Here is a 12,193-nt window from a genome sequence, read left to right as displayed (position 1 = left end):
AGATGGATAACGAAATATTCAAAAAGCTATTACAGAAACATGCAGACGGACGGGCGCTTAGCCCCGAAGAAGAAGTGTTGCTGCAGCAGGGATATGATGAGCTGCTGGAAGAAGAACTGACCGCAACCGAAAAGGAAGACGCGCTGTCAGCAGAAACGGGACGCGATCTGCGCCGCCGGATAGACCACATCATTGCAAGCCGGCAAACAAAACGTTTCCGTCTGAAAGATTTCAGGCGCATTGCTGCTGCATTGCTTGCAGGAATTATCCTGCTGGCCGGTGCATATTGGCTCCGGCCGGGTAAAACCGGGAACAACGGCCGGCACGAAATTCTGCCGGGAAACAACATTGCCAGTCTTACCTTGTCAGATGGCTCTGTTATTGCGCTGGACAGCGTGCAGAACGGGACCATTGCCCTACAGGGAGGCGTTCGCATTGAAAAAGATACCAGCGGAAATATCCGCTATCATGCGGAAGCCAGGACAGGAGTAATGCCTGCAGCCACCAATACTATCGCCACACCCAGAGGAGGACAATACCGTATCATCCTGCCTGACGGATCGGTAGCCATGCTCAATGCGGCATCCTCCCTCAGCTATCCGGTATGCTTTGCTGAAAAGGAACGCCGCGTAAAAATGACAGGAGAAGTCTATTTCGAAATCAGGCAGCAAAAGATGCCAGGCGGAAAAGAGAATGTTCCCTTTTTCGTGGAATCAGCCGGACAGGAAGTACAGGTATTAGGTACACATTTCAACATCAATGCATACAGCGATGAACCCGCTGTAAAAACAACACTGGCGGAAGGCAGCGTAAAAGTCCGGTCAGCCGGCGGCCGTTCTGTGCTGCTGAAACCCGGTCAGCAAGCTGTTCTGGCAAAGCAACTGACTGTGCAACCTGCAGATATCACCGAACAGCTGGCATGGGTCAGCGGTGATTTTGTTTTCCGGGGAGAAACCCTTGAAAGCGTATTGCGGCAGGTGGGACGCTGGTATGATGTGTCGGCAGAATATCCGCCGCATATCGGGCAATTGCGTTTTAACGGGATGATATCAAGATCACAACCACTCTCTGCCATCATCGGCATGATACAATCGACAAAAAAAGCATCGGTAACAATAAAGGAAAGGAGGTTAATAGTGACAGATTAATACAAGACCCGAAACTGACAAGCTGAAATAATAGCCAAAGGTGGTGGAACACCTCTGGCCGGATCGTTAAAGCTTATCGGAGACATTGCGACAACAATAATCATCAACAGCGTTTAACATTTTCAAAAGTATGAATTTTTATCAATGCATGCGTGTTATGAAGATCACCATGTTTCTCATCACCTGCTTGCTATTGCAGGTCAGTGCCGGCTCCTATGCCCAGCGCATCAGTATAAACCGGCAACATTGTACGATCCAAACCGTACTGGAGGATATCAGAAAGCAGGCAAAGTATGACTTTTTTTATGATACAGACCTGTTCAGCAAGGCAAAGCCTGTCAGCCTGCAGGTTACTGACGCCACGGTAGTACAGGTGCTCGATGCCCTGTTTAAAGGACAGCCTTATAGTTATACGATCGATAACAAATGGGTAGTTATCACCGCAGCCGTAACCAGGCCCGTTATAGTGAATACTGTACACCGGCAACCCGGCCGTATCGCCGGAAAAATTATCGATGACCGCGGTGCACCACTTCCAGGCGCAAGCGTAAAGGTTATACAGACCGGCCAGACTGCCCTCAGCGGTGTAGACGGCAGTTACAATTTCAATATTGTTCCGGGCAGCTATACCGTAGAAGTCAGCTACATCTCTTTCCAGACGCGGCAAATTACCCAGGTGGAAGTAAAAGCAGGACAGCTCACAAACCTCAACATCGCTTTGAAGACAACGAGCAGCACACTGTCGCAGGTAGTGGTAACCGGCACCTTCAAAAAGGAGAGCGTGGCAGGGTTGTACGCCGCACAAAAAAATGCGGCTTCTGTAACAGATGGTATATCTGCAGAACAGATTTCCCGTGCACCGGATAATGACATGGGACAGGTGCTGAAAAGAGTCACCGGGTTGACAACGATAAACAATCGCAATGTGGTTGTACGCGGTATGTCTGACCGCTATAACCAGGCCATGCTCGATGGCGTGGTTGTTCCGAGTACATCCCAGAACAAAAGGGATTTTTCCTTTGATATTATTCCGACTGAAATGGTGAGCTCCGTGGTGGTCAACAAAACAGCTACACCGGACGTATCTGCTGAATTTTCCGGCGGACAGGTATCTGTGAACACCATTGATATCCCTGAACGGAATTTTACTTCCATGCAGTATGGGATCGGCGGCAATTCACAAACGGTTGGAAAAGATTTCTACCGCCTGGGTCAGCGATCTGCCGGCGAGTATTTCGGTTTTAGTAACCCATCCGCCCAAAGGCCGGAAGGTATGAGAACCTGGATCTGGGATAATCGCGCCATGCAGCTCGATGTGCCGCCGGGTTATCATCTGTCAGATCCCGAATTGAATAATGTGCCGCTTAATCAGGTTGAATATGGGAATAACGTCAGATACAATGACCTGGATGCGATCGCTCAATCCCGGAAGTTAAATAATGATGCGTTGAAGTCCTATAAATATAAGGCTCAACCTAATCAGCATATGCGTTTTTCACTAGGGCGCGTCTATGACCTGGGGAATGGGAACCGCTTTGGGTTTGCTGCTACTGCAAACGTCAGAAATGAGCAGAATATAGTGACTTTTAATAACACCCGGTCTTCAACCAAAGGTAATTATATGGATAGCACCGGGATCGGAGACAATGGCGCCGGTACCTCTTACCGGTTTAACAGCAACATGGGGCTGGTAGCGAATATGGGATGGCTGGGCAAAACATTCAGGATTGCGCTGAAGAATATATATGCGCGTACCTACAGCGACCATTACAATGAATCTGTCAGGAAGCCTTATGATGATTCCAACCCGATCGCCAATAAACTTACCTATCAATTGCCGGAAGCCATGTTGCTGCAACAGCATCAGCTGACCGGCAGCTGGCAGTTACCCTGGAAAATCAAGGCAGAAGGAATGTTTACGGTTAACAGGATCAGGCAACAGATACTGGATGAGCGTAAACTCTCCTATCAATTGACGACGGTCATCGGCGGTAAACCATATTTTCAGACCCCTGCCCTGATGACCAACAGCTTTGCCTCTGTGGGCGGAACTGTGAAAGACTGGAGAATGTGGACATCGATCGATGAAACGGATTATAACTGGAGCGCTGCATTTTCCCGCAAGTTCGGAGAGGATAAAAAGGTAGCTACGCTCGTGAAATTCGGATATCAGGCCTGGTCGAAAAAAAGATCGCTGGATGTATTCAAGTTCATTCCCTGGACAAGGTCCTGGGCGGAAGGCACCACGAATAAACTGCCGCCTGCCATTGAAAAAAGCTATGACCAGTTATTCGCTGGCAGCAACATCGGGAACGGAAACGGGCAGGCCTATTACTATGCAGATGCACTTGGCGGAAGGTTCTATGACGGTAGTATGGGATCACACGCTTTATACCTGATGGCGGATCAAAAGCTCTGGGGCAGACTGCGGCTGGCATATGGTGTGCGTGCCGAGTACTTCGATTTAAATTCCAGGCAGGAAGCCCTTTTCCAAAGAGCTTCCCAAAAACCGGAACTGAATCCCGATGATGAATTCAGACACCGGTTCGGCGTCAGGGAGAATAACTGGCGCTTTCTTCCATCGATCAACGCTACCTATAGTCTGACGCCTGAACTGAATATCCGCAGTAGTTATTCGAGAACGGTTATACGTCCTGATTTCAGGGAGATCGGCATGTTTGGGATGTATGATTTTGAAATAGATGGTTACGTATATGGAGAACATGTGCAATCAACATTGATTGATAACATGGATGTCAGACTGGAATGGTATCCGTCTCCCGGAGAAATTCTTTCTGTAACCGGATTTTATAAAAAGCTGGATAAACCCATCGAATTGATCCATTCGGAAGCATCCAATTACACCTTTGCCAACATGGAAAATGCGAAGAACTTCGGATTGGAAATGGAGATCCGGAAAGACTTCTCCTTTCTGTCTGATAAGGATTGGTTAAAGCAGCTGTTTATTTATGCAAATGGTACATTGCTCAAATCCGAGGTGAATGTATTAAGCCACTGGCAATGGATCAACAACCCTGAAACGCAAAAGGCAGAACGGGTGCAGACCCGCTATCCTAACCAGGACCGGCCATTGATGGGGCAGTCGCCATGGTTGCTCAACCTGGGCGTTGGATACTGGGGAGACTATATAGGCGCTACCATCAGTTACAATCACCGCGGACACCGGACTAATCTGGCAAACGTCAATATGGCGAGGGTGGAATATGAACTGGCGCCCAAACAACTGGATGTACAGCTTTACGCACGCTTTTTCAAACGGAAAATGGAAGTTAAACTCAATCTGTCGAACCTCCTGAATGACTATACGCGATTCTATATGAATATTCATGATTATACACAGGATGATACAAAATTCTCTGTGCTGAAGGAAGGCAGATCTGTCAGATACCGTAAGGAAGACGGCGATATTATCACGTATCAGAGAAAAGATGGACGAAGATACAGCCTGAGTTTTAACTACAACTTTTAATTTCCGGTCACCTTTTGATGAATTAAAAAGATAAAGAATGAAATGCCATATAAAGAAGATAATAACTGCTGTTCTGTTGTCTGCAGTATTGTATTCCTGCGGGAAAGGGGAGTTCGCAGTACCTTTCACGGAATTTGCAGATGTGTATTTTGATGCTGATAAAACGGCCCTGAGAAACAATGGAGCGGGAGTGTTCATTGCGGCCAGGTACAACGGGCACCCGATTGATTGGGATGTATCCGGCAAAAAGATGAAAGTAATAGCAGGAGAGGGGAAATTCGAATTTTACGATACCCGTAACGGAAGGGTAGTAGCAGAAAGAGTAATCGATGTGAAAGCCGGCGGCGGTCAGCAGTATACGCTTTTCCAGCCAACGATGGAGGCGCCTGTCAGTTTTATCGATCCTGGTGCACAGGATAACGAAAGCCCTGCTCCGGCCGGTCAGATCAAACTGAAAGTAGCCAACTATGCAAAAGAGCTTATTCCTTTTGCGCACCTGGATATCAGAGTATCTATCAGTTATTTTGATGCCGACTGGAATGAAGTGATTACAGAAGTCGGTATAATCAAAGATGTACAGGACGCTGTTGACAAGGCTACCTACCATCTGCTGCCGGATGGCGTACCGGATCCTGTGCCGGAAATTGGCTACAACTATATCTTCGAGTTCCTGAATGGCGATACCGGGGAGCCGCTGCTCAATTATGGAGGAACAGCTTATTCCAATATCGCCCTGTCGCCCTCCGGTATTACACCGTTACCTGTCCGGAATGTGTTTACGCTATATATGGTTGCAAGGGAAACCTGGGGCGAAGCTCCTCCCTTTATCAAAAAGGGAGCTACTTTTTATGAGATAGCTACGAGTGTTCTTTTTGTAAATTAAGAAATTACACAGGTCAGATAAAGCCATCAGTCAGCGTACTGATGGCTTTCCTGTTTATCTGCCAATGAACCCGGTAAAGTGCCTGTGGAAAGGATAGAACATAATAAGTTTAAACATATTTTTCCCGAATGAATAAATTGCTTTCCCGATCCGATTGCGGTAAGAATAGCGATCATATTAGCTTTGCGGTGCTCCGGTAACCGGGCAAATATACTGTGTGCACTAACTTCTATTCAACGCTAATGAAACTATTCTGCTTATGTAAGTCAGGCCTGCGTGTCAGCCTGGCTATTCACACGCGCATCCTTTTGTTTTTATTTTTCTTGCTTGCTGCCGGTCAGCTGATGGCACAATCCAATGCTGTTATTCAGGGAAAAATCACCTCTTCCGATGGACAGCCGGTAGGGGAAGTACTCGTAATGCTGGTGGAAACACACCAGGAAACATATACCAACAAAGAGGGCGACTACCGCTTTGATCATCTCCGGAAAGGAAATTATACGCTAAAAGCTACCTTACTGGGATTGCCGGTAATGAAACGCACCGTAACCCTTACGGCTGACGGCAGTGCTACGGCTGATTTTATATTAAAGGAAAGCACTATCGGCTTACAGGAATTTGAAATCAGTACCCGTACGATCAGTAAAGAACTGAACAAGGAAAGCCGTATTGTTTCCAAACTTCCATTGAAGTACATGGAAAATCCGCAGGTATATACCACACTGTCCGATAAACTGATGACAGAACAGATTATTACGGACCTCAGTGAAGGATTGAAAAATGCGCCCGGCCTGATTAAAATGCAGGGAAGTATTGGTCGCGGTGGCGATGGCGCCGTATACTACAATCTCCGTGGATTCCCTACCCGTGTATCTATGGTGGATGGCCTTCCCGGTCAGACCAATGGCGAAATTGATATGGCCAATATTCAGTCAGTAGAGGTAATAAAAGGTCCCTCTGGCACCTTGTTTGGCGGCGCTGTCACTTCTTTCGGCGGTTTAATCAACGTAGTTACCAAAAAACCATTAGATACTTTAGGTGGTGAAATTTCGTATACTGGTGGCAGTTATAATCTCAACAGACTTACTGCAGATGTATATGGCCCGGTGAACAAGAGCAAAACATTAACGGCCCGGCTGAATACGGCATACCATATCCGCAATTCCCCACAGGACGCAGGTTTCAGGAAATCGTTCTTCATTGCCCCGGTAATTAACTATAAACCTACCGCACGCCTGGATATTACCCTGGGTGCTGAAATCTATTCCTATGAGGGTACCAATCCTTCTATTATCTTCCTGAGCAGAACCCGTAAGTTTTTTGCCACCAATCCGGCCGAAATGAATTTCGACTGGAACAGGTCCTATACCAATAACGATATTACCTTAAAGGCGCCATCTTCCAATATTCATGGCCGCATCGATTATAAACTGGGTAGGGGATGGGTGTCGAGCACCAATTTCTCCCGGAATACCAGGAAAACAGATGGTATTTACCAGTATGAGTTTATCCGTGGAAATGCCAGTGATGACCTGGTAGAGCGGAACGTGCAGCTGCAGCAGGCAGATGCTGCTACCACCAGTATTCAGCAAAACTTTACCGGCGATTTTCATATAGGCGGTATCCGTAACCGCCTGGTGGTTGGATTAGACTACCTGAACCAGAACGCTTTTAACAACTACTCCGGCATTGTGAAGTTTGACACCATCAGCGGTTCCAATCCAAACTTCGCCAAGTACAGTCTGCTGTCAAAGGCCAATGCCATCAATAAGATTGTCATGAGCGGGGCTGCACCGGTTAAAAACTATACTTCCAATAATATTTATGGTGCCTATGTTTCGGATGCAGTAAACATTACGCGTTACCTGGTAGCGCTACTTAGCTTGCGCCTGGATTATTTTGCCAGCAATGGAACCATGAACCATGTATCCGGTAAAATGCTGCCTGACAGCAGGTTCTATCAGACTTCCCTGTCGCCTAAACTGGGACTGGTATATGAAATCGTTCCGGAAATGGTATCCCTCTTCGGTAACTATATGAACGGGTTTATGAATGTTCCCCCGGTGACACAGCCGGTGGCCAATGTAAACGGAAACTTCAAGCCAATGTATGCCAATCAGCTGGAAGGCGGTGTGAAGCTGAATCTCCTGCAGAACAGGTTGACGGTAACTGCCAGCTACTACGACATCAAGGTGAAGAATATGATCCGTCCGGCTGCGCTGGTAGATAACGGTACCGAGTATACGATTACCGTACAGGATGGTACCCAGCGCAGTAAAGGAGCAGAAGTGGAAGTGATGGCGGTTCCGTTTAAAGGGCTGAACCTCATTGCCGGTTATGCTTATAACGACAGCCAACTGAATACTACCGGTAAAGACACTGATGGATACCGTCCTTCCAGTGCCGGTCCTCCCACCATCGGTAACCTCTGGTTGAGCTACACCCTTTACAAGGGAGTACTGAAAGGGCTCGGTATTGGCGCTGGTGCTAATTATGTGAGCGAGCACGTTACTGCCAATTCAGCTACCACCGGTCGTTTTGTATTCAAACCGTATACCCTCATCAATGCCACTGCATTTTATGATGCCAACAAATTCAGGCTAGGATTGAAGTTCGACAACATCACCGATGAACAATGTTTCACTGGCCAGGGAGTTATCAGTCCGCAGCTGCCTTTCAACGCATCTGCAAACCTGACGGTAAGATTTTAATCACAGATAATTACAGGAGAATGGCATCAGGGTGCATACCTTGATGCCATTCGCTTTTTATGTGATGGTGTGAGGTGCGGCCTCTCTCCAAAAAAACGGTAGCGCTGTAAAATGGACATTCCGGGGCAAATTTTCCCATGAAAAATCAAAATTCTCAGCAGCTCGGAACGATGTAGCAAAAGCAAGGAAACTGCTATTGAAAGAAGAAATTGATGCTACCGGCTATATGGCAATCAAAACCGGGAAAGAAGAAAGAATTATGCAACTGGCTGCCAGATTAATGGAGGTCACAAAGAATACAAACAATATAACGTCGGACGCAGGTTTTCCCGGAAATAAAAATGGACAAACCTAAGTTTGTCTATTCTAGTGCACCGGAGTACACTTTTCTCGAACCACTTTTTAGTATTTTTTTACCGGATATAAGTAATAAGTCTTGGGATATGTGATCGAGTAAATTACTATTTTCTTTTCATCATCCTCGAACCGGGTAATCTAGACTTTATTTGCTGATGAAAAGAGATCTATATTGATAGACCAAGAGTCCGGGTTGCCAGCTATGTTTTGGTAGAACCAAAACTACCGTTAATTAGAAGACCAACTGACAGGTTGTTTATAGCAGTTACGAGGTATCAATTAAATGTCGCTTTGCTCTCTGGAAGTTAACTTCTCAATATCGTCCAGATCCTTATGTCTGCCTGCTGCTTTTTTTGCCTCAATAAGATTATTCAGGTGTAAAAATCTGATCATCAATCCTTCTTCATTGAAAACTTGAGCTAGAGGGTAAGCATTGTCAAAATCAACACCTTTGAGTTTTGTAATGATGTCAATACTTACCGGTGGTCGCCCATAAGAAAAAACGTCTGCTGTATCGGCATCAAGAAATTTTGATTCGGTCATATCAAAGATGGGCAGACCGAACTCCTGAAATGCATGGGTTAGTTTCGAATAGTTTTCTTTTGTTCTGTTAACCCAAATATCCATATCCCCGGTTACTCTTCGGTAACCGTGCAGAATCACAGCATAGCCTCCAACAAGAATATACTCTACATCATGATTATTCAGTGCCTGAATAAACTCTCTGAAATCATCATTGAAAATAGTGCCCATTTACTTATTAAGTTTTCTACTGGTAAAATATTCCCTATCTAATCTGGGTTGATCTGCCATTGAAAATCCGTATGCCTGAGATACCAGGTAATATGCCTGTCGCAAACGTTCAATATATGGAACTTCTTTACCAAATACATTTGCTGCATCTGCTTCTTTGAAAGTTCTGATTTTAAATGCTGTCCTGTCAAGTTTAAAGTCCGTCATATGCAAGGTTATATGGGTAAATATACGGATAATGCTAGAAGCTTAAGAGTTAATTGAAAGTTGGCCGTAGTAGAATTATTCATTTACAAAGTGAAAGATGGTTCGATTTTCCCTGAAAGACTCACTTTTGACAAAACCAATTATCGCCTCCCCCAACTCAACGAAGTTGTTAAGCTAATATATGCGCTGAACATAGGTTGTCCTCAAAATAAAAATGGACAAACCGAAAATAATCTCGATTTGTCCATTTTTGTGCCCAGAACTGGATTCGAACCAGCACACCCTTGCGAGCGCTGCGACCTGAACACAGTGCGTCTACCAATTTCGCCATCTGGGCATCGCAGTCCGTCGTACGACTATTGTAAAACGGATTGCAAAGGTAAGCGCTTTTTTGAATTAACCAAATTTTTTTTGAGATGGCATAAAAAAGGCAGTACCGGAGTACTGCCTTTTACGTTTATACGGCTACGTTGAACTCACGCAACGTATCATTCAGACTCGTTTTCAGATCAGTGGAGGCTTTCCGCTGTCCGATAATCAGCGCACAGGAAACCTGGTACTCGCCGGCAGGGAATTTCTTGGTATAGGTACCCGGAATTACCACGCTGCGGGCTGGTACACGGCCCTTATATTCAATCGGCTCGCTGCCGCTTACATCAATGATTTTGGTAGACTGCGTCAATACTACGTTTGCACCCAGTACTGCTTCTTTTTCCACATGCACCCCTTCTACAACAATACAGCGGGAACCAACAAAACAGCCGTCTTCAATGATAACCGGGCTGGCCTGTAAAGGCTCCAGTACACCACCGATGCCTACGCCGCCGCTCAGATGCACATGCTTGCCTATCTGTGCGCAGGAACCAACGGTAGCCCAGGTATCCACCATGGTGCCCTCGTCTACATAAGCGCCGATATTCACATAAGAAGGCATCAGGATACAACCTTTAGCGATAAAAGCGCCATAACGCGCTATCGCGTGAGGTACTACACGTACGCCCAGATCTTTATAATTGGTCTTCAGCTTCATCTTATCGTAAAACTCAAAAGGAGGAAGCGTCATGGTTTCCATTGGTTGAATGGTAAAGTACATCAGAATAGCCTGTTTTACCCATTCATTTACTACCCAGCCATTTTCCGTTGGCATAGCCACTCTCAGATGGCCTTTATCTACAGCCTCTATCACTGTCTTCACAGCATCACTGTATTGCGTTTCCTGTAAAAGAGCCCGGTTGGCCCACGCAGCCTGTATTTGTTGTTGTAAATCCATTTGTACTTTTTTGCAAAAATAATAAGTTAAATAAATAATTACGAATTCTAAACTCCCGTGGGGTTAATTGCGAATTACGAATTACGAATTACGAATGAGGAGCGAAGATTTAAGCGGATAAAGAATTTACTTCTTCGCTTACATCTTCGCTCCTCATTCGTAATTCGCAATTCGTAATTCGTAATTAACTCCCCTGGAGTTTAGAATTCGTAATTATTCCCCTTTATTCCTAATTTCGCGACATATGAAAATTGGTTTTGATGCCAAGCGCGCATACCAGAACAATACAGGATTGGGTAATTACAGCCGGAGCCTGATTAATTCCCTGGTGGCGGGCTTCCCGGAGCATGAATATTATCTCTTTGCCCCGAAAAGAACAGATATGTATGAAGCCGGACCTACACCGGTGATATTGCCTGAAAAAAGCCTGCACCGCTGGCTGAAGTCAGCCTGGCGCAGCAGGTACGTGGTGAGCGATCTGCAGCGGCTGCATATAGATCTGTATCATGGACTCAGTCATGAAATACCTTTTGGTATTCATCAGAGCGGCGTCAGATCAGTGGTAACCATGCACGACCTGATCTTCGAGCGATATCCGGAGCAATATAATCCTATCGATGTGTGGACCTACCGCCGCAAAGCGAAGTATGCCTGCCGCTATGCGGATAAGGTAGTAGCGATCAGCGAACAGACCCGCCAGGACCTCATTTCCTTTTATGATACACCGGCAGATAAAATAGAAGTGGTGTACCAGAGCTGTGATCCCACCTTTGCTACGCAGCATCCGGAAGCCGCTGTAGCAGCGTTCCGCACCCGCTATCAGCTGCCGCCGCAGTATTTTTTATATGTCGGCTCGGTAATTGAACGTAAAAACCTGCTGGGCATCGTAACGGCCATGCATACACTGAAAGGTACGCTGGACATACCGCTGGTAGTACTGGGCAATGGCAGCGGGTACAAAAAAAAGGTGAAAGCATACCTGGAAGCCAGCGGGCTGACTAACCGCGTCATCTGGCTGAATGAGCAGACCCGGCTCCCCAATGCGGAGCTGCCACTGCTGTACCAGGGCGCCCTGGCGTTGCTCTATCCCTCTGTGTTTGAGGGCTTTGGCATTCCCATCCTGGAAGCGCTGTGGAGCCGTACGCCTGTTATCACCTCCCACGGCTCCTGCTTCGGGGAAACCGGCGGCGACGCCGCTCTGTACGTGGATCCGCTGGATAGTAAAGATATTGCCGCCGCTATGCGCCGCATAGCCGGCGATACCTCCCTGGTACAGGATATGCGCGAAAAAGGCTGGAAACATGCACACCTGTTCACGCCGGAAAAATGTGCGGCCGGTATGATGAAAGTTTATACCAGCCTGAATAAATAATG

8 protein-coding genes and 1 tRNA gene are annotated in these 12,193 nt (G+C 46.4%); 5 read left to right on the top strand and 4 right to left on the bottom strand.

Features of this window, described 5'->3' with window-relative positions; all coding sequences use genetic code 11:
- Positions 1-2: 2 nt before the first annotated feature.
- The 4 genes from GWG06_RS23705 to GWG06_RS23690 all read left to right on the top strand — a co-directional run bounded on the left by GWG06_RS23705 (position 3) and on the right by GWG06_RS23690 (position 8,232).
- Positions 3-1,148 carry a FecR family protein gene (locus GWG06_RS23705; protein WP_160716461.1) on the top strand — a complete coding sequence of 382 codons (1,146 nt, stop codon included), beginning with the start codon at positions 3-5 and terminating at the stop codon, positions 1,146-1,148.
- Between the two features lie 130 nt (positions 1,149-1,278).
- Complete coding sequence (locus tag GWG06_RS23700; protein ID WP_235938507.1) at positions 1,279-4,638, top strand: TonB-dependent receptor; 3,360 nt, start codon at positions 1,279-1,281, stop codon at positions 4,636-4,638.
- Positions 4,639-4,675: 37 nt separating this feature from the next.
- Entirely contained in the window at positions 4,676-5,521 is an 846-nt protein-coding gene (locus tag GWG06_RS23695) for a hypothetical protein (protein ID WP_160716457.1), read from the top strand.
- A gap of 242 nt (positions 5,522-5,763) precedes the next feature.
- Positions 5,764-8,232, top strand: coding sequence for a TonB-dependent receptor (locus GWG06_RS23690; RefSeq protein ID WP_160716455.1), 2,469 nt, complete (start codon positions 5,764-5,766; stop codon positions 8,230-8,232).
- 636 nt (positions 8,233-8,868) lie between these two features.
- Here GWG06_RS23690 and GWG06_RS23685 read toward each other — a convergent pair.
- The 4 genes from GWG06_RS23685 to GWG06_RS23670 form a co-directional block, all read right to left on the bottom strand.
- Entirely contained in the window at positions 8,869-9,342 is a 474-nt protein-coding gene (locus tag GWG06_RS23685) for a DUF6036 family nucleotidyltransferase (RefSeq protein ID WP_127044553.1), read from the bottom strand.
- Positions 9,343-9,549 (bottom strand): hypothetical protein, encoded by a 207-nt coding sequence (locus GWG06_RS23680; protein ID WP_160716453.1) that lies wholly within the window; start codon positions 9,547-9,549, stop codon positions 9,343-9,345.
- A 253-nt stretch (positions 9,550-9,802) separates the two neighbouring features.
- Positions 9,803-9,886, bottom strand: a tRNA-Leu gene (locus GWG06_RS23675).
- A gap of 120 nt (positions 9,887-10,006) precedes the next feature.
- A complete protein-coding gene (locus GWG06_RS23670) occupies positions 10,007-10,819 on the bottom strand; it encodes a 2,3,4,5-tetrahydropyridine-2,6-dicarboxylate N-succinyltransferase (protein WP_127044555.1) in 813 nt (270 codons plus the stop codon).
- Positions 10,820-11,063: 244 nt separating this feature from the next.
- Here GWG06_RS23670 and GWG06_RS23665 point away from each other — a divergent pair, with 244 nt between their 5' ends.
- The gene (locus GWG06_RS23665) at positions 11,064-12,191 is read left to right on the top strand and encodes a glycosyltransferase family 4 protein (RefSeq protein WP_160716451.1); all 1,128 of its coding nucleotides are present in this window, start codon (positions 11,064-11,066) and stop codon (positions 12,189-12,191) included.
- Positions 12,192-12,193 lie beyond the last annotated feature (2 nt).

The organism is Chitinophaga solisilvae (genome assembly GCF_009928525.1).
GTDB lineage: Bacteria > Bacteroidota > Bacteroidia > Chitinophagales > Chitinophagaceae > Chitinophaga > Chitinophaga solisilvae.
The sequence above is the reverse complement of the archived record's forward strand: the minus strand, read 5'-3'. Positions and strand labels throughout refer to the sequence as shown.

What these genes read in the sequence shown, in the direction of transcription:
- GWG06_RS23705 (WP_160716461.1), top strand. Translation starts at nt 3, where the DNA reads ATGGATAACGAAATATTCAAAAAGCTATTACAGAAACATGCAGACGGA.
- GWG06_RS23700 (WP_235938507.1), top strand. Translation starts at nt 1,279, where the DNA reads ATGAATTTTTATCAATGCATGCGTGTTATGAAGATCACCATGTTTCTC.
- GWG06_RS23695 (WP_160716457.1), top strand. Translation starts at nt 4,676, where the DNA reads ATGAAATGCCATATAAAGAAGATAATAACTGCTGTTCTGTTGTCTGCA.
- GWG06_RS23690 (WP_160716455.1), top strand. Translation starts at nt 5,764, where the DNA reads ATGAAACTATTCTGCTTATGTAAGTCAGGCCTGCGTGTCAGCCTGGCT.
- GWG06_RS23685 (WP_127044553.1), bottom strand. Translation starts at nt 9,342, where the DNA reads ATGGGCACTATTTTCAATGATGATTTCAGAGAGTTTATTCAGGCACTG.
- GWG06_RS23680 (WP_160716453.1), bottom strand. Translation starts at nt 9,549, where the DNA reads ATGACGGACTTTAAACTTGACAGGACAGCATTTAAAATCAGAACTTTC.
- GWG06_RS23670 (WP_127044555.1), bottom strand. Translation starts at nt 10,819, where the DNA reads ATGGATTTACAACAACAAATACAGGCTGCGTGGGCCAACCGGGCTCTT.
- GWG06_RS23665 (WP_160716451.1), top strand. Translation starts at nt 11,064, where the DNA reads ATGAAAATTGGTTTTGATGCCAAGCGCGCATACCAGAACAATACAGGA.